The sequence below is a fragment of the Bartonella sp. OC68QHHN genome (assembly GCF_042193875.1).
Classification (GTDB): domain Bacteria; phylum Pseudomonadota; class Alphaproteobacteria; order Rhizobiales; family Rhizobiaceae; genus Bartonella; species Bartonella grahamii_A.
Genome location: NZ_JBHIME010000075.1, coordinates 1 through 24,821 on the forward strand (window position 1 = coordinate 1; position 24,821 = coordinate 24,821).

A 24,821-nucleotide genomic window follows, 5' to 3' on the forward strand; every position below is an offset into this window, starting at 1 on the left:
AAATATCCGACTCTAAACATACTCTGAGACGCGCGAAATTCTTTAGAAAATGGATTATCAATTTTGCTCGTCTCATGGAGGTGATAGAAAATGTTTTTGCACATTTAAAACAGTGGTTCTCAAAGAATTCAAAAAATTATTAGAGAATGCTGGAAGAAACAGATGAGCTTTGTAACGGTATGTTGGAAAATCCTATTCCCGAACTTTTGTTAATGTTCACGAACCTTAAAAAAGATTACAAGGAATCAATATATTATACATGAATAAAAATTGGATGGTGATCCCGACAGGATTCGAACCTGTGACCCACGGCTTAGAAGGCCGTTGCTCTATCCAGCTGAGCTACGGGACCCAACTGATTATTTTCTCAATTCAAAATAGCATCTTGAATTCAATGTGTCCAAGAATGCTGCCGATCACTGCGAAAATTATCAGAATAAGAAATAGCACGTCGAATCGACGTATGTTTCTTTTCTACACGGTAAGAGATAGCATTCTTACGCGCAAAAGCAATCGCCTCTTCCTTCCTATTAAATCGGATCCTTACCTGATTGTTCATATCAGATGTTGCCGTATACCCCATAAGAGGTTCAAGCATTTTTGCTTTCACCGGCTCATATTCTAGAATCCAAAAACCTGTATTCCCCTTACCTGATTGCATAGCTGTCTTAGCAGGACTATAAATACGTGCGATCATGCCTTTTTCCTTCAGATTACACAACGCTTGAATGATAGTTTCTCACCACACGTATCCAATTGGGTCATTCTCACACACTCAATCAAATATGGTCGGAGCGATAGGATTCGAACCTACGACCCCCTGATCCCAAATCAGGTGCGCTACCAGGCTGCGCTACGCTCCGCCATTTACATTTACTTGATGCACATTTCCTAAAATTTTCACAACAGAAGTGCAAGAGAAAAACACACTTTTTTTTAATTTTGTTGCATTTCTTTACAAAAAAGCACATTTTTAAATTTTTTCCCCTACTCAATAACAGATTTATTGACAAATAATAGAAAATAATCCCCCTAAAAAAATCCAATCTATATTAAAAAAACAATGAATTTCTCTATAAGGATTTCATAGTTTTTATTCTACTTTAAGCAAGCTCTCACTGTATCAAAACGCATTCTACAGATACAATTTTAGAAAAAAAACGACTTAAATATCATAGAAAAACTTTCCTAAAGAAAACATAAGCCAAAAAATTCAGCTGTATTAAGCTTTTTTCCCCTCTTTTTCTATCTTCCAAAGGACCCTTTTATTAAAAATTCTAGAATCTTCTACAATCCAAACCCATAAACAAAAAATATTTTTTCAAAGCACAAAAGTTTTATTATAAATAAAACAAAGCGCTCTTTTTAGAAACATTTTCAAACGCGAATATGGAAAGAATTCAACATCATACAATAAAATCTCAAAGCTATTTAAAATAAACACATGAAAAAAGTAAAAAATGCTATTTTTTCACTCTTAACAGATATCAAAAAAGAAGAAAATTTAAATGACTTGTCTTTCCACATATTGAAACGATAATAGAAGGAAAAAATAAGTAAGCCATGATAAGGAGTGTTTACGGATTTCTTCTATTCAAAACTTCAGCAATAACAGCACGTGTTATTTTTCTTTTTCTTTGTAATGCCAGCTGATCCACAGAATCAATAACACGCTTCAATGAAAATAAAGAACGTTCACAACGACTTACAAGATAATAAACCGTATCTGGATGTACAATAAGTTGCCTATCGGAAAAAAGCTTAAATGCAACAGCTGTTAACAATGTATCATCCGGCTGATTAATTTCAACGAACATCACCGAATTAAGACGACTTTTTAGATCATTTAACTTTAAATTCCAAGCGGAAGGAAGTGTTCGTGCCGTCATCAATAAAGTAGCTTGTCGTGCATCAAGATTTGCTTGCTTAATACTGTTAATTAAATGAAAAAGTTCTGTCTCATTAATTTCACCTGCATCAATATCCTCTATTAAAAATGATCTACCTAAAGAAGCCATAGTAACAGCCTGATCAATTTCATTGTGCTGAATCCTGAAAGCATCTGCTTTTTGGAGCCATATATTAGAAAAGTGCGTTTTTCCAGATCCTTTTTTTCCAACCAAAACTGCAATAGGTAAGCTCCAATTGGGCCAGTGATCAATAAGCTGAAAAGCCATACGATTACTTTCCGTTACCACTAAATCCTCAAATTGAAAAATCGGATCATAAGGAAAACTTAAAGATAATTGCGTTTCACACCCATTCATTTTAGCGACTCCGAATTTTCCCTTCGCGAATACATCTGAGAACTAAGATAAGTATGAAGAGCAAAACGAACTAAAACACCAACAGCCGCTGCTGCAGGAACAGCAACAAGCATACCAGTAAAACCAAAGAGTGAAGAAAAAGCGAAAAGCGAAAACATCAACCATACGGGATGTAATCCTACTGATGAACCTACAAGCTTGGGCTGAAGAATATAACCTTCAATAAACTGACCAATTAAAAAAAGTGTCATCACAACGATGATCCCCCCCCAATTATTGGGATAAAACTGGACCCATGCAATACCAACAGAAAGAACCAAACCACTCATTGTGCCAATATAAGGAACAAAGCTAATAAGACCAATAAACATACCAATCAAAAGACCAAAATTGAGTCCTGCAATCGTTAAACCAATAGCATAATAGCCTCCCAATATGAGACAAACTGTTCCTTGTCCACGAACAAAGCCTGCAATAGCTCTATCCATTTCATGAAAAATACTACGAACGGTTTCAAGATGATCACGTGGTATTAACGAATCGATTGCTGTTACCATACGTGGCCAATCTAATAACATATAAAATGCCACCACAGGTGCCACAACAAATAGGCTAACGATATTAACGATAGATTTTCCTGACTTTAAAAGTGAATTCAAAAGAGACGTAATAAAATCCGAACCTTCTCCCAAAAATCCTTTAATATTATTCCGTAATTCATTTGGATCACTTCCAAAATAGCGCCTTATCCAATCAAAATCATGCTCAACAAAAAAGGTTTGAATACGATTAATATAAACAGGTAAACCATCACTCATAAATTGCTGTATTTGCCAACTAATAACAGGAATCAAAATAACTAAAGCAGCAACGAAGGTAATAACAATAAATAAGGTAATGAGGACAGTCCCAAACACACGACGAATACCAAATTTTTCAAGTAATTGAACAATGGGATTGAGAAAATAAGCCAACACAATCCCTGCCACAAAAGGAAGCAAAATCGATCCAAAAACAAACATAAAAAGAATGAAAAAAATCAGTGTACCAAGCCAAAAAAAGATTTGCCTTTTCATATTATTCGGCAACGGTAATTGAGTATACGCTGGCACATAAGTCTTATAACGATCACGAGATGTATTCTCACTCACTTTCTTTCTCATAAGTTGCCAAGAAGACTGTCCGTGATTATCTGATATCTTGCTCATAAAATATCCTAAAAAATTCTTCACAAAAAATTATAATCATCTTCAAAATAAGGTACAAGTAAAGTTGCTTATTTTCTTATCAATATCTCTTGCAGAGAGAACTCTATCATGGCATTGCATAATATCAAAACCTGATTTTCCACTAAAGGAAGGCTCCAATGAGCAATCAAGATCTTACAAATAATAAATCCAAAGCTAGTCTTACCTACGCAAAAGCCGGTGTAAACATCGATATGGGTAATGCCATGGTAGAAAAAATTAAACCCTTTATACGCGCGACAAAACGAGCCGGAGCAGATGCAGAAATTGGCGGTTTTGGTGGACTTTTTGATTTAAAAGCAGCTGGTTTTATGGATCCTATCCTAGTAGCAGCCAATGATGGTGTGGGAACAAAATTAAAAATTGCCATTGAAGTAGGTCACCATAACACTGTAGGTATTGATCTTGTAGCTATGTGTGTCAATGATTTACTCGTACAAGGGGCTGAACCTCTCTTTTTTCTGGATTATTTTGCAACTGGAAAGCTTGATCCTGAACAAGGTGCTGTAATTGTTTCTGGTATTGCTGAAGGATGTAAACAAGCCGGTGCTGCTCTTATTGGAGGAGAAACTGCAGAAATGCCAGGAATGTATGCAGAGGGAGATTATGATCTAGCCGGTTTTGCTGTAGGAGCATGCGAACGCAGCAAGCTACTCCCTTCAAAAGATTTGACAGAAGGTGATATTATATTAGGTTTAAGCGCCTCTGGAATTCATTCCAATGGCTTTTCGCTTGTTCGACGAATCATCCAGCAAAATTATCTCAAATGGAATGACCCTGCCCCTTTTGCCCCCAAAAACAGCCTTGGTATAGCACTTCTTACACCAACACGCATTTATGTAAAATCGCTTCTTCCCCTCATGCGAAAATACGAAGGGATTAAAGCTCTTGCTCATATTACGGGTGGAGGCTTTCCTGAAAATATTCCACGTGTCGTTCCATCTTCTCTCTGCGCTGAAATTAATCTTTCTACCATCAATGTTCCAGCAGTATTTTCATGGATTGCCAAACAAGGTAAAATAAAAGAAACAGAAATGTTAAGAACATTTAATTGTGGTATTGGCATGATCATTATCGTAGCACAGCATGCAGCTGAAAAAATCACGCAAGCTCTTGAAAGAAAAGGAGAGACTGTAACTCCCCTTGGCATTTTAACAAAACGCCAAGATCAAAATAAAGGAGTAATTTATAAAGGGGTACTGCATTTATGAAAAAACAAATCGTCGTTTTCATTTCTGGTAATGGATCCAATATGGTCGCCCTTGCTCAAGCTAGTCAACAAAAGGAATATCCTGCTGAAATCGTCGCAGTTATTTGCGATAATCCGCGTGCAAACGGTATTGAAAAGGCGCAAAACCATAACTTACCTATTCATATTGTTGATCGCAAAATTTACAAAACAAAAGAAGAGCATGAAGAAAGTATTTTTACGATTTTAGATCAATATAAACCGGATTTTCTCTGCTTTGCAGGGTATATGCGCCTTATCTCACCACGTTTTGTAAAACTTTACGAAGGACGAATTTTAAACATTCATCCTTCTCTTTTGCCTTCATTTAAAGGCTTAAACACACATGAAAAAGCTTTACAAGCAGGCGTAAAAATCACGGGTTGCACTGTTCACCTTGTTACAGAAGACATGGATGCAGGAAAAATCCTTGCCCAAGCAGCTGTTCCAGTCTATCCTCATGATACTGCTGAGGGCTTAGCACAAAGAGTTCTTCAAGCAGAGCACAAACTCTACCCCGAAGCCGTAAAAGCATTTATTGAAGGGAAGAGGAAAATGGTAGATACGCAACAACAGCTTTTATCTTTTTGAGTGTATCAACAATCTATTAATCAGCATTTTTTAATGTTTTACACATAGTTTGTGCTGAGTATCTATAATTGAAAATCTCTATGAAATGTTGACATAATAGAGTCTATCTCTTCATAAATTTTTGTGCAGAATGTGTGATTTTTTTGAATTTTAGTTAATTTTCGAAATTCTTCTTCTTTATTCAGTTCTATGACATTATCACAAGCTCTATCTATCAAAATACTCTCGTATTTCGCCTAAAAAATCTTAAAATACGCAATTTTTCTATTGTATAAATTTTTTGTCTCATGACAAAAGTGTTTCTTTAACTGTTAGAGCTAACTGTTTGAGTGTAAAAGGTTTAGATAAAAAACCAAAAACAGCATTTTGTGGAAGATTTTTAGCAAAAGCATCTTTTGCATATCCAGAAACGAAAAGAAATTTTATATCAGGATAGTTTTTACGGACTTCCTTCAATAAAGTGGGACCATCCATTTCTGGCATCACTACATCGGAAACAATAATATCAACAGCTCCTTTTTGTTCCTCAAGAATAGAGAGTGCTTCCACCCCACTCGCTGCCTCTAAAACCGTATATCCTCTCATTTGAAGAGCTCTTACCCCCCCCATTCTGACCGCATCTTCATCTTCAACCAATAAAACAGTCGCAGATCCTGTTAAGTCTATATTTTTATCTTTCTCTTCATCTTTTTCAATCTTTTGAGAAATTTCTCCTTTTATATTGAGGATATAACGGGGAAGAAAAATATGAAATGCTGCTCCTTCACCTTCTTTACTTTCACAATAAATGTACCCACCGCTCTGCTTGATAATTCCATAAACCATTGATAAACCAAGTCCTGTTCCTTTTCCAACTTCTTTTGTTGTAAAAAATGGCTCAAACATTTTTTCTTGTATAGCAGAAGATATACCAGCCCCTGTATCTGAAATAGTCAATTGCACATACTCACCAATTGCTAAACCAAGATGATTAAATTCAGCACTTTGTTGCTTTGTAATATTGTTTGTCGCAATCGTAACAATACCTCCATCTAACATGGCATCACGCGCATTAATAACCAAATTCATAATAACACGCTGGAAAGATGCTTGATCAACTTCAACGCTCCACAAATCTCTTCCATGAATAATTTTTAACTGAATATTATTCCCCAAAAGTGGTAAAATAAGATTGCGAATATCTGATAAAAATTCAGTAAAATCAACTTCTTCAGGTCGAAGTGTTTGCTTTCTAGAAAAAGCTAATAATTGCTGTACAAGAGCAGCTGCACGATTAGCATTATTTTTAATATTGATCAGATCAGCATGAGCAGGATCAGAACTACGATGTGTATTTAAAAGAAGATCACACGACATTAAAATTGCTGTTAAAACATTATTAAAATCATGAGCAATGCCGCCAGCCAATTGTCCAACAGCTTGCATCTTCTGACTTTGCATCATTTTATCTTCAAGCGTTTTTTGTTCAGTTGTTTCAATCACAGAGATAATAAGCAAATCTTGCAATGCATCACCATGATAGGGCGATACAGACATAATATGGAGCCGTAAATGGCATTCTTCATTTTTTTCTAAAACAGTTTCTAGAGAAACAAAATAATTTTTATTTGTTGCAATTCTCTGAAAAGAACGCTCTAACTGCACACAATCACGATGAGAAATAACATCATAAAAATTGACAGCTTTGTCCATACACCCCGTGAGTGATGAAAAAGCTTTATTCATATGAACCAATTGCCCTTCATGATCCACCACGGCTATTGCAAAAGGACTCGCATCAAAATATTCTGCTAATATACTAGGTAATTTTAATTGATCGTCCTCTTCTTTTTGTATTTGTTGTGGAATGATCACAATACGATAAATAGCTTCCTCTTCTAAGAGAGAAGAAACAGATATAAGACAATGGAATATTTTCTCACAAGTCGTCTGTGAATTTAAACATAACGAAAACCTATAAGGTAAAGAGTAACCTGAACTTTGATATCTGTTTGTTTGCAAACAGATATCACTCCATGAGCTCTTAGCGCCAACGCTATCGAATAACGAATCAAAATTATATTGACCAATTAAGAAATTCGCTAAATCAATTGAAAACCATTCGGCAAAAACCGCATTGGCATAAAGAATAGTTCCTTGTGTATTAACTGATACAAAACCAATAGGAGCTTGATCCAAGTGATTGATAGCCTCTTGAAGGTTTGAGTAAAAAACTTCTCGCGTTTGTTGTAAATGCGAAATATCAGCAATACGCCAAAATAAAAGCTTTTTTTTCTGTTTTGTGATAGGTTGAACGGAAATATTATACCAAACAGATTTTTTTGGTGTAGAATCGGTAAAAATTGGTTGTTCTACTCTTAATTCCTCTTGCGCTGCAAGATTATTACAGGCTGCAACCTTTAAGCGATATGAAAGTGCACCAGCTCCTGGAAGATCAGCAATAACCATATAACAAGACACTTCAGGCTTATAGGTCAGAATTTTTCGATAGTTTTGATTAGAATAATAAACAAAACCAGAAAGATCAGAGATTACAATTGCATCATCGCTCCTATTAAAGATGCTAAAATCAAAATCTTCATGCAACCACACATGGTATCTTAAAATTCCCATTCCACACAAAACAAGTGTTGCAACGCCGATAATTGCTAGAATCAAAAAAGATATCAATGTAGCCTTTTGTAAATAGCTTTGCGGATAAAAAAAACCTAAAATACCCACAATGAAAAGAAAAACTAATATAAAAACAACACTAAAAATCACAACTCTTCGATGAACAGAAGACGCTGATCTTTCATTATTATCAAAACCTTTATCCATCTCTTATTGCCTTAGATTTAGCTGTTTCTTATATCACAAAACTTCCTTTATATTCATTGTTATAAAGTATATACTATGATATTATCTTTCTAAGAAAGCTCACTTAATATTAAAAAGTTTATTTCCTGTATTTAAGTGAACCTTTTAGGGGTGTATTTATAAATTTATCTCGATAAAAACGATATTTTCACACAAAAATGGGAGAAAATCTATGTATATCTGGTTATCAGAGCAAATAGGTGCATCTGCTGCGAAAATAACGATAAGCTTTTTGTTTTTTATAATAACAATCGTGGCTACTACCATAATTATCTTGTTTTTACGTCGTTTAAGTACGAGAAGATTCAACATTAATGGGGAAAAAAGTCTATCACGATTAGCATTATGTGAAGTAATTTCTATAGATCGAGCACGCCGCCTTGTTTTAGTCCGTTGCGATAATAAAGAATATTTGCTTCTTATTGGCGGATTAACAGATGTGGTTGTAGAATCCGATATTACCAGTACATCCAAAATACAAAAGAGAGAAACACAGACACATCCCAATCCCGCCCCTACAGAAAAAAACGGGATATCGGATAAAAATCCCTCTTCTTTTACGAATCAAGCGGTAAAAGATTCAGCAATCACCGCTGAAATTGAGGGGCGGCAAGAACCATCTTTATTCATTCCTACCCCTAAAAAATAAAAATATACAATTTTATCACCACGAATTTCGTTTGTTTATCATTTCAATACCTTAATCATCGCGATAAACTCTTTCACGTCGTTCGTGACGTTCTTGCGCTTCCAATGACAAAACGGCTATCGGCCGAGCCTCAAGACGCTTTATACTAATGGGTTCGCCGGTTTCTTCACAAAAACCATATGTCCCATTATCAATGCGCTCTAAAGCAGCATCTATTTTTGAAATAAGTTTCCTCTGACGATCACGAGCACGTAATTCGATTGTACGATCCGTTTCACAAGAAGCCCTATCAGTCAAATCGGGTTGACCAACATTCTCTTCCTGCAAATTTTCCAAAGTCTCTCGAGCTTCTTTTAATATATCATTCTTCCAAGAAACCAATTTAGCACGAAAATACGCCTTTTGCCGCTCATTCATAAAAGGCTCATCTTCACTAGGGCGATATTGACCATCAATCTCTTCGCTCATGCAATAAAAAACCTCCACATATGCTATGTGCGGTCTATATATTGTGCAATACCCATCAACACAAGAGTAAAATGTTTTTTCATAACAATCTACAAATATGTCTAAATGCACTGTTTAGGTTTAAGCACTTTTTTATGTAGGTTAGATTCTTGATTAAATCTCATCCAGAATCATTTTTCTCGCTTATTGAGAAACTTCAAAAAGAAGGAAATCTATCAGATATCCAGATATCAGAGCCATCCCTCCCCTACTTTCTCATTATTTAAAATCTAAATGAAGCAATAATAACTCATTTCATCAATGCAAAAAAATAAAATTTTTATAAAGGCAAAGTGTGATATTCACGTTTCAAATACATCAAAGCGTCTTTTTCTTTATTACAGTTGATAGCAACAACCTCACCAATCAAAATACAATGGGTTGCGTGTTCGTGCCAACAAATCAAGCGACAATCAAATGACGCTAGAGCGTCTGAAAGACTAGGGGCCCCCGTTTGCAAAGCTCCCCATTGAGCAACATCAAAACGCTCATTTTGTGTAGAAGTGCAACACCTCGAAAAAACATCCGCTAATGGACGATGTTTTCCTGCCAAGCTATTAACACAAAAATTTCCATTCTCCATAAACACCTGATTCTTTAAATTATGGCGCATGAGACAAACAAGAAGGGTTGGAGGATTATCAGATAAAGAACAACACGCCGAAACAGTCACCCCGCGTCTTCCCTTAATGCCATTTGTTGTCACAATATGCACAGCTCCTGCAAAAAGACTCATGGCATCTCGATATTCTTGGGAAGAAACCGCAATATTATGTTGAAGTTCAGGCATCAAATATGTTTTATGATTCGACATATCTTTCACTTATAAAGCTTTAAAATTTCAAGCGATCTTTCCATAAAAAGACCTGTAATACATATTTTTTCTTTTCCGTCATAACACAAAAGATATTTGTGTATACACAGTGATATGATAAAAACAGCCAATCAAGGAGATTTTAATGCCCCATTCTCATCTCATTTCGCCTTCACTCTTGGCTTCTGATTTTTCTAAACTTGGACAAGAAATGTTAGATGTTGTTGATGCTGGTGCAGATTGGCTTCATCTCGATATCATGGATGGGCACTTTGTTCCTAACATCACCTTTGGTCCTGAAATCGTCAAGGCTCTACGCCCATTAACCAAAGCAATATTTGATGTCCACCTTATGATCGCACCAGTAGACCCTTATTTGGAGGCTTTTGCAAAAGCGGGTTCAGATACTATAACCATTCATGCTGAAGCAAGTCCACATCTTCATCGTTCATTACAAACAATCAAAAAAATGGGAAAAAAAGCAGGAATTGCTCTCAATCCAAGCACCCCTGAACATGTACTTGAATATTTGCTTGATCAATTAGATCTCATTCTCATCATGACGGTCAATCCCGGTTTTGGTGGACAAAGTTTTATTCCAGAAATAAAAGATAAAATTAAGCGCGTTAAAAGCATGATTGCAAACCGCCCTATTGATCTTGAAGTTGATGGTGGTATCACTGTTGATACAATTGGGATAGCTGCAAAAGCTGGTGCAAATGTATTTGTCGCAGGCTCTGCAATTTATAAAAACGGAAATAAAGAGCTTTACAAAACACGTATTAATGCATTGCGCCAAGCCGCAATCCTCTCACAATAAGGAAAAAAATGATGATCGCACGTTATTCCCGCCCTGCAATGGTAACAATTTGGTCTCCCGAAACAAAATATCGTATTTGGTTTGAAATTGAAGCCCATGCCTGTGATGCTCTTGCTCACTTAGGAATTATTCCGAAAGAAGCCGCAAAAGTCATTTGGGAAAAAGGGGCAGCTGCTAAATTTGATGTCAATCGCATTGATGAAATTGAAGCAATTACCAAACATGATGTTATCGCATTTCTGACCCACCTAGCTGAATTCATTGGACCAGCAGCACGTTTTATCCACCAAGGCATGACATCATCTGATGTTCTCGATACAACGCTGAACATTCAATTGATGCGTGCTAGTGATATTTTGCTAGAGGACATAGATCAACTTCTTGAAGCATTAAAAAGACGTGCTTTTGAGCATAAAGAGACAATCACCATTGGGCGGAGTCATGGCATTCATGCTGAACCAACAACATTTGGAATCAAATTTGCTCTTGCATACGCTGAATTTTCCCGTTGTCGCAAACGTCTTCTTGCAGCACGAGAAGAAATTTCTACTTGCGCGATTTCAGGAGCTGTAGGAACTTTTGCAAATATCGATCCACGCGTTGAAGAACATGTAGCAAAAGCCCTAGGAATGCGTGCTGAACCGGTTTCCACCCAAGTAATACCAAGAGATCGTCATGCTATGTTTTTTGCAACACTTGGTGTTATTGCTTCCTCTATTGAAAGGCTAGCAATAGAAATACGCCATTTACAACGAACAGAAGTTCTTGAAGCAGAGGAACATTTTTCACCTGGGCAAAAAGGTTCATCGGCGATGCCTCATAAACGTAATCCAGTTTTAACAGAAAATTTAACTGGATTAGCCCGCATGGTACGTGCATTTGCACTCCCAGCTATGGAAAATGTTGCACTTTGGCATGAACGTGATATTTCCCATTCATCTGTTGAGCGTTATATTGCTCCAGATGCGACTATTACACTTGATTTTGCTCTTTCTCGCCTCACATCTGTTATTGAAAATCTCATTGTCTATCCAGAAAATATGCAAAAAAATCTCAATAAATTCCACGGTCTTGTTCACTCACAACGGGTGCTTTTAGCACTCACGCAAGCAGGAATCAGCCGTGAAGATTCTTATCGGATTGTACAACGAAATGCGATGAAAGTTTGGGAACAAGGAAAAGATTTTTTAGAAGAACTCCTCAATGACAAAGATGTTACTAAAGCTTTAAGTGAAGAAGAACTTCGCGAAAAATTTGATCTTTCTTACCATACCAAACATATCAATACGATTTTTAAACGTGTTTTTGAAGAACAATAAAGCGACATAGAAAACCCAAGTCTATTCCACCTATGATCAAAAACTGCTGTAACAAAGAAAACAATTCATGAAAGCAAATCAACTCGATATTCTTATTGTTCCTGGCTACAAAGGATCTGGTCCAGATCACTGGCAAACACGCTGGGAAAAAAAATTGTCGACAGCCCGCCGCATTGAACAACTCCATTGGTCAAAGCCTGTTTGTGAAGAGTGGGTTAACAAAGTTAAAACCGCCATCGCAAAAGCTCAAAGGCCTGTTATGCTTATTGCTCATTCATTAGGAGTTCCCAGCGCTATTCATGCAACTGTACAAAATACAGAAAAAATCTGTGGCGCTTTCTTTGTTGCACCTCCAGATGTTTCCAATGAGAAAATACGTCCCAAACATTTAATGACATTTGGCCCCTATCATCGCCAAAAGCTGCCTTTTCCTTCTATTGTCATAGCCAGTCGCAACGATGAGTTTTGTCAATTTTCAGTAGCAGAAAAAATTGCCAATGATTGGGGATCACTCTTTGTTGATGCTGGGTATTCTGGCCATATTAACACAGAATCCGGACACGGACCTTGGCCTGAAGGGCTTATGGTCCTCTCTCACTTTCTTGCAAAAATTTGATCCAAAAGAGGTAATCTTCTTTCTCATCGCTTATGTATCTTTACCTTTGTGTAGACGTGTAATGATAAAAATTATAAAAGTATCATAGCAATATCGTTGAGAAATTCTATCAATTAGGATAGTATCATTTATCAATGTTATTAAAAACCTCTCAAGATAAATAGAGAATCATGATGAATCGTCGCCACCGTATTTATGAAGGCAAGGCTAAAATTTTATACGAAGGACCTGAACCAGGAACTTATATTCAATTTTTTAAAGATGATGCAACTGCCTTTAATGCAAAAAAACATGAAATTATCGACGGAAAAGGGGTTTTAAACAACCGAATTTCGGAACATATCTTTAGCCATCTTGGACGTTTGGGCATCCCAACACATTTTATCAAACGTCTAAACATGCGTGAACAGCTTATTAAAGCAGTGGAAATCATTCCGTTGGAAGTTGTAGTTCGCAATGTTGCTGCCGGCTCTCTTGCTAAACGTTTAGGACTGGAAGAAGGAACCCCGCTTCCGCAATCCATCATTGAGTTCTACTATAAAAATGATTCTCTCGATGATCCTATGGTAACGGAAGAACATATCACAGCTTTTGGGTGGGCTGTCCCACAAGAGATAGAAGATATCATGCAACTTTCAATTCGTATTAATGATTTTCTTTCTGGGCTTTTTGCCGGTGTTAACATCCAGTTAATTGATTTTAAAATGGAATTTGGTCGCCTGTGGGAAGATGAAACAATGCGCATTGTTCTTGCTGATGAAATCTCACCTGATTCTGCACGACTATGGGATATGCAAACACAAGAAAAAATGGATAAAGACCGTTTTCGTCGTGATATGGGTGGGCTTATTAATGCCTATCAAGAAGTTGCCAAACGTCTTGGTATTATGAATGAAAACGAACCAACACGACCAAGTGGTCCCGTTCTCGTAAAGTAAAAACAAGGTAAAAAAAACATCACCTTATATAAATATCCCCTCTTCAAAGGAGAGGTTCTTTTAACAAGCAGAAAGCAAAAAAATGAAAGCACGCATTACAGTTACTTTAAGAGAAAGCGTTCTTGATCCACAAGGAGAAGCAATTGTCGGTGCTTTAAAAAGTTTAGCTTTCGAAGGCATTCAATCGATTCGTCAAGGAAAGGTTTTTGATATTGTTCTTGATGATCTACCTTCTGAAACCGCAAAGAAAAAACTTGAACAAATGTGTGAAGAGTTACTCGCAAATACTGTCATTGAAAATTATACAATCGAACTTTTTTAAGTGGAACGCTCATGAAAACTGCCATCATTCAACTTCCTGGATTAAATCGTGATCGAGATATGGTTGCAGCATTACACCATATAACGGGAGTTAAGCCACTAAAAATTTGGCAAACAGAAACAACAATTCCAGATGTAGATGTTATTATTATTCCTGGTGGTTTTTCCTATGGCGACTACTTAAGATGTGGTGCTATTGGAGCGCGAACTCCCGTCTTAAAAGCCATTCGTGAAAAAGCACAAGAAGGTACTACAATAATAGGTATCTGTAATGGATTTCAAATTTTGTTGGAAGCAGGATTATTACCTGGGACTTTAATGCGTAACGCCTCTTTAAAATTTGTTTGTCGTGAAATAAAACTTGAAGTCGTTAACGCCAAGACGAAATTTTCTCGATATTATTCTAAAGGACAAATTATTCGTTGTCCTGTTGCCCATCACGATGGAAATTATTTTGTTGATAGTGAAACATTAAAGCAATTGGAAGACAATGAACAAATTGTTTTTCGCTATGCAGAAAATACAAACCCGAACGGATCAATGAACGATATTGCTGGTATTGTTAATAAAACTGGTAATATTCTTGGTATGATGCCTCACCCTGAAAACTTTATTGAACCCGCCCACGGAGGTATTGACGGTCGTTTACTTTTTCAAAGTACTTTAGAGTTAGTAAATGGATGATGCTGCAAAAATACTGGCACTCCATGATTGTAAAAAAGAAGGACCTATACCATTCCTTACATCGTAAATCTATGAACAAAGCTCTTCATAAACAACAATGGATATTATTTTCTAAAAACATAATTATTAAGACCATTTTTAATCTTAAATCCCACCAAAAAAATGAAAAAATCTTCAGCTTACTGTATATAAATATTTTTATTATTAAACAACATTATTGCTTATAATATAAGCTGCTAGATTAAAAAAATAAAAATGCTAAATTTTGATTAATTTAACGGATAAATACTCATGAAGCCTTGCAATAACATCACTATTACACCAGAGCTCATTGCACAACACGGGCTAAAAGAGGATGAATATCAACGTATCCTGACGTTAATCGGTAGAGAACCAACATTTACTGAACTAGGAATTTTTTCTGCAATGTGGAACGAACATTGTTCCTATAAATCATCTAAAAAATGGTTAAAGACTCTTCCGACAGAAGGAAAATATGTCATCCAAGGACCTGGTGAAAATGCTGGTGTTGTCGATATTGGCGAAGGGCAATGTGTTGTTTTCAAAATGGAAAGCCATAACCACCCTTCTTATATTGAACCTTATCAAGGTGCAGCGACAGGTGTTGGTGGTATTTTACGTGATGTCTTTACAATGGGAGCCCGTCCTGTTGCTGCTATGAATGCATTGCGATTTGGTGCTCCTGATCACCCACGAACACGCCATCTTGTTTCTGGTGTTGTTTCTGGAATTGGTGGTTACAGCAATGCTTTTGGCGTTCCAACTGTTGGTGGAGAAGTAAATTTTGACAAGCGTTATAATGGCAATATCCTTGTTAACGCTTTTGTCGCCGGTATTACAAAGACAGACACCCTTTTTTATTCTAAAGCGCAAGGTATTGGACTCCCTGTTGTTTATCTTGGTGCAAAAACAGGACGTGATGGTGTCGGTGGAGCAACAATGGCTTCTGCTGAATTTGATGATTCAATCAGTGAAAAACGCCCAACTGTTCAAGTAGGTGATCCTTTTACAGAAAAATGTCTCCTTGAAGCATGTTTAGAGCTCATGGAACTTGGAGCCGTGGTTTCTATTCAAGATATGGGGGCAGCAGGACTCACCTCTTCTGCCGTTGAAATGGGTGCAAAAGGAAATTTAGGGATACAGCTTAATCTCGATACAGTTCCTGTTCGAGAAGAAAACATGACAGCCTATGAAATGATGCTTTCTGAAAGTCAGGAGCGTATGCTCATGGTCCTTAAACCAGAACTAGAAAAGCAAGCAGAAGCAATTTTTCATAAGTGGGGGCTACATTTTTCTATCATTGGAAAAACAACCGACGATTTACGTTTTCGTGTATTTCATCACGGGGAAGAAGTTGTCAATCTTCCCATCAAAGAGCTTGGTGATGAAGCGCCTGTTTATGATCGTCCTTGGAGTGCACCAGCAAAAAAAATACCCTTGAAAACAGAAGACGTCAAAAAAGTTGAAAATTTTGGTGATGCGCTTCTGTCCTTATTGAATTCTGCTGATCAAAGTTCACGGCGATGGGTTTATGAACAATATGATACCCTTATCCAAGGAAATAGCCTTGTTTGTCCAGGAGGTGATGCAGGCGTTATCCGTGTAGGAAACAACAGCAAACGTGCTCTTGCTTTTTCTTCTGATGTAACACCTCGCTATTGTGAAGCAGACCCTTATGAAGGAGGAAAACAAGCTGTCGCAGAATGCTGGCGAAATATTAGTACGACAGGTGCAACACCACTGGCTGCTACAGATAATCTCAATTTTGGTAACCCTGAAAAACCTGAAATTATGGGACAGCTGGTTTTGACTATTAAAGGTATAGGAGAAGCTTGTAGAGTCCTCGATTTTCCTATCGTTTCAGGCAATGTTTCTCTTTACAACGAAACAAATGGGGAAGCCATTCTTCCAACCCCCACAATTGCTGGTGTAGGACTTCTTAATGATTGGTCTAAAATGGTAACAATAAGTGGTATGCAAAATGGAGATATTCTTGTTTTAGTAGGAAATTGCGGTTCTCATTTAGGACAATCAATCTATGCACGTAACATTTTAAATATTGACGCAGGTGCCCCCCCCCCTGTAGATTTACAACTTGAAAAAAAGCATGGTCAATTTGTTCGAGATGCCATTAATAGCGGTTTTATTCATGCTGCTCATGACATTTCTGACGGAGGATTAGCGATAGCACTTGCCGAAATGGTGATTAAAGCAGGTAAAGGAATCAAAGTAACGTTAAGCAATAAATCACCCCATCATGCAGAACTTTTTGGAGAAGACCAAGGACGTTATCTTTTAGCCGTCAAACCTCACTCTCTCAATAGTCTTAAAGAGCGTGCACAAATTAATACAGTTTCTTTAACAGAGCTAGGTCAAGTTGAGGGAACTTCTCTCAATATAGATGGGGTATTAACACTTTCAGTAGACAAACTCACAAAAGCTTATGAAAACTGGTTTCCGCAATTTATGGGTGAAGAGTAAAAATTGTTTTTTTCTCTTAAACAGCCTTTATAAAAAAATGAATAACATAGGAGAATAATGATGGCAATGAGTGCCCATGCAATTGAAACACTTATTCGTGAAGGCATTCCTGATGCTACTGTAACAATTCGTGATCTTGCTGGAGATGGGGAACATTATGCTGCAGAAGTTATTTCTGAAAGTTTTCGTGGTAAAACCCGTGTTCAACAACATAAAATGGTCTATGATGCCCTTAAAGGCAATATGGGAAATGACCTTCACGCCTTAATGTTGCAAACAAATATCCCAAAATAATCTAAAATTTCTTCTTGCATTCACTCATTTAATACGTTTAAAAACAGTATGAATATAAATTGCACACTTATAAAAATCTGAAATATCGAGGGGTAAAAATGACCACTGTTCATGATTTTATTGACAACGAGATTAAAACAAACGACGTCATTTTATTCATGAAAGGAACACCTGACACTCCGCAATGCGGGTTTTCAGGACAAGTTGTTCAAATCCTTGACTATTTAGGATTGAATTATAAAGGAATTAATATCTTAACCTCTAACGAATTGCGCCAAGGGATTAAAGATTACTCAAATTGGCCAACAATTCCACAACTTTATATCAAAGGTGAATTTATCGGAGGCTGTGATATTGTTAAAGAGATGTTTCAAAACAATGAGTTACAGGAACTTTTGAAAGAGAAAAATATTCCCTGTAATCAATCATAGGTATCTTTCATTTTATTCAGACTCTTTAAAAGAGCTGTTTTCAGACGAAATTTTTATTTCAAGGATGCCATATGTCATATTCAGTCGATGAACAAACGCATAATGATGCGATTAAGAATAAAATTGGCTATAAAGAATTTGTTATTCTTATTGCTTCGCTTATGGCTATTAACGCTATAGCTGTTGATATTATGCTGCCAGCTATGCCTAATATTTTAGACGGCTTAAATGTTCTCAATGAAAATGATCAACATTATATCATTTCGAGTTATCTTATTAGCTATGGTATTGCTCAAATATTTTTCGGTCCAATAAGCGATAGGTATGGACGACGTAAACTTATTCTTCTCGGACTTGCTTTTTATTCATTTACGGCGATTGGCTGTGCCTTTGTAACTGATTTTTCTCTCTTACTTATTTTGCGTATCTTGCAAGGTATTGGAGGGGCTGCTATGCGGGTTCTTACAGTTTCCGTTGTACGTGATCTTTACAGTGGTCGAAAAATGGCAGAAGTTATGTCTATTGTTATGATGGTTTTTCTTGTTGCACCAATGATTGGTCCCGCAACAGGACAGATCATTTTACTGCTCGGACATTGGCAATATATTTTTATTTTCATGGCAATGATTGGTTTCGGGCTGATGATTTGGATTCAATTTCGCTTGCCTGAGACTCTTTATGCTCAACGCTCTCTTTCCTTTTCTTCAGTCAAACATAATTTATGGATTGTAATAACCAATCGCACAACACTTTGCTATACACTAGCAACTTCCATTATTTTAGGCTGTATTTTTACCGCTGTTAATACATCACAACAAACGTATGAAGGGATCTATAATCTAGGACTTTGGTTCCCTATTGCCTTTGCAGTTGGTGCTGCATTTCAGGCTTTCTCATCATTCATGAACTCTCAACTCGTTGGACGCCTTGGAATGCGGCGTATTGCTCATACTATGCTTTTGCTCTTTTGTGTCACTTCATGTGTATGGTTTATTGGCTCTATCTTAACAGATGGTATTCTTCCTTTTGTTTTTTACATGCTATTATTCTGTATACTGATGTTTGCCTGCGGTGGCATTATGGCCAATTTCAATACACTCGCTCTCGAATCTGTAGGAGAAATTGCTGGAACAGCTTCTTCTGTATCCGGCTTTCTTCAAACATCTATTGGTGCAGGACTTAGCTTTTTTATTGCCCAACAATTTGATGAAACAACCATCCCAAACTCAGCAGGATTTTTCTTTCTGAGTCTCACTGCCATACTTCTCGTCTTATGGGCTGAACGTGGTCATCTTTTTAGGCAATATCATAGTAATCCTAACGAATAAGTATTACTACGAAAGATTAATAACATCTCTCTTGAAAAATAAGGAGATAAACCTATCAGACAAAATAAAATATCTCTAAATAGAACACTCTTGTGTTAAATATTTACATTTTTTGTTTAAAGGTACAGCTCTCAAAATATCAAATCATTCCACGACAGCACCCATAAATGGTATAATGTTAAAAAAACATACCTATTGTTGCAACAACTCTTGTATGTGAAACAGTTTATTAAAAAAATATTTTTATTCTTTTCTTCAATATTTCTTATACAGACGGACTAATCTCTCATCTCATAACAAGCAAACAAACAATTTTGATTGATTTAACTTGAACAAGATCGAAATAAGAAAAAACTCACGCTTTAGTTTTTTCTTTCAATAAAAAATAAATTATCATTATAAATTAATATCCTACACAATCGTAAAACCATAGGAAATTTTCTCATTTATAAAATACATTTAATTAATAAATTTTCCTGATTTTGGAAATCCTTTTGGAACCAAACGCCCGACACCTGCACGCGTTCCAATCCATTCAACGAGATCATCCGCCTGACGGTTAAAGATTCGTTCAGCTGTATCTTGCCAACTTAAACCTTCTAATAAATTAAAAGTCTTGGCATCAACAACACCACCTTCTTTATAACGCTGTAAACGAACACCTTTACCGCGATTCATTTCTGGTATTTGTTCAATAGAAAAAATAAGCATTTTACGGTTTTCACCAACCACTGCAACATGATCACCATTTACTTGAACACATAGCTTTAGCTTATCAGGAGCTTTTACATTCATCACTTGCTTTCCTTTTCGTGTATTGGCGATCACTTCTGCAGAAGAAACAATAAAACCATTACCGTGAGATGAAACCAAGAGAAATTTTTCCTCTGCGTGATGCACAAAAGCTGTAAGAACATCGTGCTCATCATCCATATCAACTAAAATACGAATAGGTTCACCATGTCCCCGCCCTCCAGGCAAACTATTTGCACCAATAGCAAAAAACTTTCCCCCTGTACTTATCAGCAAAATCTTGTCGGTCGTAAATGCTGGAAATGCTAACTTTAAACTGTCTCCTTCTTTAAAAGAAAGTGCTTTATAATCGTTCAAATGTCCCTTCAAAGCACGCATCCATCCCTTTTCAGAAATAACAATAGTAATCGGTTCTTTTTCGATCATCGCTTGTTGAATATCATCAAGATCATGTCTAGGTGCCTCTTCAAATGTCGTACGTCTTTTCCCTAAGAGTGTTTCAGGACCAAAAGTGTTTCGAACTTTTTTGATTTCTTCTGAAATTATTTTCCATTGTTTTATAGGAGAAGCTAACAAATTCTGTAGCTTTTCTTTTTCAGCTTTTAAATTTTCAAATTCTTTACGAATTTCAAATTCCTCAAGCTTACGCAAAGAACGCAAGCGCATATTAAGAATAGCTTCAGCTTGATTTTCTGTTAATTCAAAACAACTGATCAGCTGCTTTTTAGGTTCATCCTCTTCACGAATAATCTGAATAACCTCATCGAGATTTAAATAGGCAATAAGATATCCATGAAGAATTTCTAATCGACAATCAATTTGATCAAGCCGATAATGAGAGCGGCGAATAAGGACTTCTTGACGATGTTCAAGCCATTGCTGTAAACTCTCGCGCAAAGAGAGAACATTGGGTATTTTTCCCAAAGACAAAACATTTAGATTAAGGGGAAATCTTACTTCAAAATCAGTCAATTTAAAAAGAGACTCCATAAGGAGCTCCGGATCAACGGTACGATTTTTAGGAACCAGCACGATTCTGATATCTTCTGCTGATTCATCTCGGATATCCTCAAGCATTGGTAATCGCCGTGCAAGCAAAAACTCTGCTGTTTTTTCAATAAGACGTGACTTTTGAATCTGATAGGGAATTTCAGTCACAACAATCACATAAGAGCCACGGCTACCAGATTCCTGATGCCAACGTGAACGCAAGCGAAAGAATCCACGCCCAACCCGATAGGATTCCTCAATACTTTTTTTAGGCTCAACTAAAATTCCCCCTGTCGGAAAATCAGGACCAAGAACGAATTGATTTAATTCCTCATCATTTACATCGGGATGCGCAATCAAATGAAGCGCTGCATCACAAAGCTCAGCAACATTATGGGGTGGAATAGACGTTGCCATACCAACAGCAATACCAGAAGAACCATTTGCTAAAAGATTAGGGAAAGCTCCTGGTAAAACAACCGGCTCTTCATCTTCCTCATTATAGGTTAAACGAAAATCAATAGCATTTTCATTAATTCCTTCAAGTAACAATGCAGCCACTTCAGTCATACGTGCTTCCGTATAACGCATAGCAGCAGCATTATCACCATCAATATTACCAAAATTGCCTTGCCCATCAACCAACGGATAACGAACAGCAAAACTTTGAGCCAAGCGCACCAAAGCATCATAAATAGAGGCATCCCCATGAGGATGAAATTTTCCCATGACATCACCGACAATCCGCGCACATTTCGCATAAGACTGTCCAGGATTTAGTTTGAGAAGACGCATCGCATGAACAATCCGCCGGTGGACAGGCTTCAATCCATCACGTACATCAGGCAATGCACGGTGTGTAATCGTAGAAAGTGCATAAGCTAAATAACGTTCCTGTAAAGCAGAACGTAATTCTATTGGTTCAATATGTTCTTTATCAAAAGGTAAATTCATTTTATCAGACATAGTATTAAAACAACAATTCCCACAATAATAAGAAATTATTTTATAGGATTTATTTAATGAAATCTTCTATGAGTCGACTTTTTTATTAAAAGTCAATTACATAAAAACAAACGCTGCAATTAGAACATGAACAGAAAATTATATCAATTTGAAAAATTTATACATGTCCTTTCCCCCTTGTTTTAAGTAATTTATTGAAAGCTTTATCAAATCCGACAATAATTTAACGGTTCACAAAGAGTTATTTCATCCTTTTTGGAATGACAAAAGCACCTTTCAAACATCATCTTTTATTATAAAGATAAATTGTATAACAACCCCATTTAGTTTTTCATAGAAAAACTAAAAAAATATTCAAAGCTTATAAAATTTAAACTTTTCAGAGTAAGTCTATAGAACAGAAAACCGCATTATTCTCATAAAAACGAAGAGACACAATTCTCTGCTACAACGTTTTAAAAACTTCAATAAAAATAAATAATATATTGACGTATAAAGATAATTCATTTTTTTCAACTAAAATGAGGCTCCCTAAAATTATAGAATTCTCTCATATCTAATTTATTCATGATAAATCACTCACAATCATTTCCTCACCTATTACGAGGGGAAGAGCCACTATAGAAACAAGGAATAAAAATGCCTTGTAAAGAATCAACACAATAGCGTTTTTGCCTATATAAATTTCACAAACAGCATACACACACACCAATGCTCTTGAGAGGCATTAAAACTTTACTCTACGTGAAAAATGAAAACAATCCATAATCAACTTTATGAGCTATTTTTGTGAGTAGGAGCCATGCGGATTCCTAAATCACGTAATTGTGTAGGAGAAACATCAGACGGTGCACTCATCAAAAGATCAAGCGCCTGTTGATTCATAGGAAATAAAGCAACTTCACGCAAATTTTTAACACCTTGCAACAGCATAATGATGCGGTCAATTCCCGCAGCCATACCACCATGTGGCGGAGCCCCATAATGAAATGCACGATAAAGACCACCGAAACGATCTTTCACAACTTCCTTAGAAAGTCCTACAAGTTCAAAAACTTTAAGCATCATTTCTGGTAAATGATTACGAATTCCACCTGATGCAATTTCATAACCATTGCAAACAAGATCATATTGAAAAGCTTTAAGAGTAAGAGGATCTTGACAAGCAAGAGCATTTTCTCCTCCTTGAGGCATGGAAAAAGGATTATGTGCAAAATCAATCTTTTTCTCATCTTCATTCCATTCAAAAAATGGAAAATCAACAATCCACGCCAAAGAGAAACTCTCTCTATCGAGAAGATCTAATTCTTCCCCTACCCGTGTACGGGCTGCTCCAGCAAAAGATGCGAATTTTTTTGGATCTCCAGCAACAAAAAAACAGGCATCACCACTTTCAAGTCTCAGCTGTATACGGAGCGCTTCAGCTCGCTGTTGACCAATATTTTTGGCGATAGGCCCTGCTCCTTCAAATTTTCCTTTTTCTTCACGCCAAAAAATATAACCGAGCCCTGGTTGCCCCTCGCCTTGTGCCCATACATTCATACGATCACAAAAAGCACGACTTCCACCCGTTTTAGCCGGAATAGCCCACACTTGTGCATTCTCATCATTCGCCAAAATTTGAGCAAAGACCTTGAAACCAGAATTATAAAAATGTTGAGAAACATCTTCCATAATGATCGGATTACGTAGATCAGGCTTATCAGAACCATATTTTTGCATTGCTTCATCATAGGAAATGCGAGGAAAGCTTTGTGTCACAGTTTTTCCATCTGCAAATTCTTCAAAAATAGAACGCATAATAGGTTCCATAGTTGCTAAAACATCTTCTTGCTCAACAAAACTCATTTCAACATCTAATTGATAAAATTCACCAGGAAGACGGTCGGACCTTGGATCTTCATCTCTAAAACATGGAGCAATCTGAAAATAACGATCAAAACCTGACATCATCAACAACTGTTTATATTGCTGTGGTGCTTGCGGTAGTGCATAAAATTTTCCCTGATGAACACGACTTGGAACCAAAAAATCACGTGCTCCTTCCGGCGATGAAGCTGTCAAAAGTGGCGTCGTAAATTCCGTAAAACCATTATTTTGCATAGCCCGTCTCATAGCCGCAATAATTTCAGTCCGACGCATGATATTTTTGTGCATAGTCTCCCGACGCAAATCAAGAAAACGATATTTTAATCGAATATCTTCTGGATAATCAGGCTCACCAAAAACCGGTAAAGGAAGTTCATCAGATTTTGAAAGAATTTCTACCTCTTGTGCAAAAATTTCAATCTCACCTGTTGGAAGCGTTGTATTAATAACCTCATCAGAACGTGCACATACCTCTCCATCCACACGAATAACCCATTCAGAACGCACTTTTTCAATAACTTTAAAAGCAGGTGACGCAGGGTCAGCAACAATTTGTGTGATTCCAAAATGATCACGTAAATCCACAAAAAGAATTCCTCCATGATCACGAACACGATGAACCCATCCCGAAAGACGGACTTGTGTTCCTACATCACATCTACGAAGAGCCGCACAATGATGACTGCGATAACGGTGCATGTTTTTTTGCCTTTGATTATAATATTCACATGCGCTACAAACGCTTTTTAATAACCATTTGTCAAGATATGAGAATAAAAACTCAAAAATAAAGTCAATAAAGGACAAATTTAATTTATCGAATTATAA

The 24,821-nt window shown here is 36.7% G+C and carries 21 protein-coding genes and 2 tRNA genes; 13 read left to right on the forward strand and 10 right to left on the reverse strand.

From position 1 onward, the window contains the following. Positions 1-275: 275 nt before the first annotated feature. The 5 genes from ACFIJ0_RS07720 to ACFIJ0_RS07740 all read right to left on the reverse strand — a co-directional run bounded on the left by ACFIJ0_RS07720 (position 276) and on the right by ACFIJ0_RS07740 (position 3,475). A tRNA-Arg gene (locus tag ACFIJ0_RS07720) sits at positions 276-352 on the reverse strand. A 39-nt stretch (positions 353-391) separates the two neighbouring features. Further along, positions 392-697, reverse strand: coding sequence for an ETC complex I subunit (locus ACFIJ0_RS07725; RefSeq protein ID WP_273791168.1), 306 nt, complete (start codon positions 695-697; stop codon positions 392-394). 89 nt (positions 698-786) lie between these two features. Next, positions 787-863, reverse strand: a tRNA-Pro gene (locus tag ACFIJ0_RS07730). A 714-nt stretch (positions 864-1,577) separates the two neighbouring features. Beyond that, positions 1,578-2,267, reverse strand: coding sequence for a DnaA regulatory inactivator HdaA (gene hdaA / locus ACFIJ0_RS07735; RefSeq protein WP_375623931.1), 690 nt, complete (start codon positions 2,265-2,267; stop codon positions 1,578-1,580). Further along, positions 2,264-3,475, reverse strand: coding sequence for an AI-2E family transporter (locus tag ACFIJ0_RS07740; RefSeq protein ID WP_375623933.1), 1,212 nt, complete (start codon positions 3,473-3,475; stop codon positions 2,264-2,266). Before ACFIJ0_RS07740 ends, hdaA begins: the two co-directional genes overlap by 4 nt. 158 nt (positions 3,476-3,633) lie before the next feature. Between ACFIJ0_RS07740 and purM the strand changes: the two genes are divergently transcribed. After that, positions 3,634-4,725, forward strand: coding sequence for a phosphoribosylformylglycinamidine cyclo-ligase (gene purM, locus ACFIJ0_RS07745; protein WP_375623935.1), 1,092 nt, complete (start codon positions 3,634-3,636; stop codon positions 4,723-4,725). Beyond that, the gene (gene purN / locus ACFIJ0_RS07750) at positions 4,722-5,333 is read left to right on the forward strand and encodes a phosphoribosylglycinamide formyltransferase (protein ID WP_375623937.1); all 612 of its coding nucleotides are present in this window, start codon (positions 4,722-4,724) and stop codon (positions 5,331-5,333) included. The genes purM and purN overlap by 4 nt, the downstream gene beginning before the upstream one ends. Before the next feature lie 285 nt (positions 5,334-5,618). On the opposite strand, the gene ACFIJ0_RS07755 is transcribed toward purN, so the two are convergent. After that, complete coding sequence (locus ACFIJ0_RS07755) at positions 5,619-8,153, reverse strand: response regulator (RefSeq protein ID WP_375644297.1); 2,535 nt, start codon at positions 8,151-8,153, stop codon at positions 5,619-5,621. A gap of 211 nt (positions 8,154-8,364) precedes the next feature. Here ACFIJ0_RS07755 and ACFIJ0_RS07760 point away from each other — a divergent pair, with 211 nt between their 5' ends. Beyond that, positions 8,365-8,841 carry a hypothetical protein gene (locus ACFIJ0_RS07760; protein WP_375644298.1) on the forward strand — a complete coding sequence of 159 codons (477 nt, stop codon included), beginning with the start codon at positions 8,365-8,367 and terminating at the stop codon, positions 8,839-8,841. A 51-nt stretch (positions 8,842-8,892) separates the two neighbouring features. Here ACFIJ0_RS07760 and dksA read toward each other — a convergent pair whose 3' ends face one another. Continuing rightward, complete coding sequence (gene dksA, locus ACFIJ0_RS07765) at positions 8,893-9,309, reverse strand: RNA polymerase-binding protein DksA (protein WP_015856486.1); 417 nt, start codon at positions 9,307-9,309, stop codon at positions 8,893-8,895. Positions 9,310-9,628: 319 nt separating this feature from the next. Beyond that, the gene (locus ACFIJ0_RS07770; protein ID WP_375623943.1) at positions 9,629-10,162 is read right to left on the reverse strand and encodes a flavin reductase; all 534 of its coding nucleotides are present in this window, start codon (positions 10,160-10,162) and stop codon (positions 9,629-9,631) included. A 145-nt stretch (positions 10,163-10,307) separates the two neighbouring features. On the opposite strand from ACFIJ0_RS07770, the gene rpe reads away from it, so the two are divergent. From rpe to ACFIJ0_RS07820, 10 genes are all read left to right on the forward strand, one after another. Then, on the forward strand, positions 10,308-10,982 hold the full coding sequence (rpe, locus tag ACFIJ0_RS07775) for a ribulose-phosphate 3-epimerase (RefSeq protein WP_375623945.1): 675 nt from the start codon (positions 10,308-10,310) through the stop codon (positions 10,980-10,982). 11 nt (positions 10,983-10,993) lie between these two features. Next, positions 10,994-12,301, forward strand: coding sequence for an adenylosuccinate lyase (gene purB, locus ACFIJ0_RS07780; protein WP_375624100.1), 1,308 nt, complete (start codon positions 10,994-10,996; stop codon positions 12,299-12,301). A gap of 67 nt (positions 12,302-12,368) precedes the next feature. Continuing rightward, positions 12,369-12,917, forward strand: a complete 549-nt coding sequence (locus ACFIJ0_RS07785) for an RBBP9/YdeN family alpha/beta hydrolase (RefSeq protein ID WP_375623947.1) — start codon at positions 12,369-12,371, stop codon at positions 12,915-12,917. 173 nt (positions 12,918-13,090) lie between these two features. Beyond that, on the forward strand, positions 13,091-13,855 hold the full coding sequence (purC, locus tag ACFIJ0_RS07790; RefSeq protein ID WP_375624102.1) for a phosphoribosylaminoimidazolesuccinocarboxamide synthase: 765 nt from the start codon (positions 13,091-13,093) through the stop codon (positions 13,853-13,855). An 82-nt stretch (positions 13,856-13,937) separates the two neighbouring features. After that, positions 13,938-14,177, forward strand: coding sequence for a phosphoribosylformylglycinamidine synthase subunit PurS (purS, locus tag ACFIJ0_RS07795; RefSeq protein ID WP_375623949.1), 240 nt, complete (start codon positions 13,938-13,940; stop codon positions 14,175-14,177). 11 nt (positions 14,178-14,188) lie between these two features. Further along, complete coding sequence (gene purQ, locus ACFIJ0_RS07800) at positions 14,189-14,860, forward strand: phosphoribosylformylglycinamidine synthase subunit PurQ (RefSeq protein WP_375623951.1); 672 nt, start codon at positions 14,189-14,191, stop codon at positions 14,858-14,860. Between the two features lie 291 nt (positions 14,861-15,151). After that, positions 15,152-17,362, forward strand: coding sequence for a phosphoribosylformylglycinamidine synthase subunit PurL (gene purL, locus ACFIJ0_RS07805; protein ID WP_375623952.1), 2,211 nt, complete (start codon positions 15,152-15,154; stop codon positions 17,360-17,362). 60 nt (positions 17,363-17,422) lie between these two features. After that, positions 17,423-17,656, forward strand: a complete 234-nt coding sequence (locus ACFIJ0_RS07810) for a BolA/IbaG family iron-sulfur metabolism protein (protein ID WP_005773427.1) — start codon at positions 17,423-17,425, stop codon at positions 17,654-17,656. Between the two features lie 98 nt (positions 17,657-17,754). Beyond that, a complete protein-coding gene (gene grxD, locus ACFIJ0_RS07815) occupies positions 17,755-18,087 on the forward strand; it encodes a Grx4 family monothiol glutaredoxin (RefSeq protein WP_375623954.1) in 333 nt (110 codons plus the stop codon). Positions 18,088-18,158: 71 nt separating this feature from the next. Next, positions 18,159-19,415 (forward strand): multidrug effflux MFS transporter, encoded by a 1,257-nt coding sequence (locus ACFIJ0_RS07820; protein ID WP_375623956.1) that lies wholly within the window; start codon positions 18,159-18,161, stop codon positions 19,413-19,415. 459 nt (positions 19,416-19,874) lie between these two features. Here ACFIJ0_RS07820 and parC read toward each other — a convergent pair whose 3' ends face one another. Beyond that, entirely contained in the window at positions 19,875-22,124 is a 2,250-nt protein-coding gene (parC, locus tag ACFIJ0_RS07825; RefSeq protein WP_375623958.1) for a DNA topoisomerase IV subunit A, read from the reverse strand. A gap of 774 nt (positions 22,125-22,898) precedes the next feature. Further along, a complete protein-coding gene (aspS, locus tag ACFIJ0_RS07830) occupies positions 22,899-24,692 on the reverse strand; it encodes an aspartate--tRNA ligase (RefSeq protein WP_375623960.1) in 1,794 nt (597 codons plus the stop codon). Positions 24,693-24,821 lie beyond the last annotated feature (129 nt).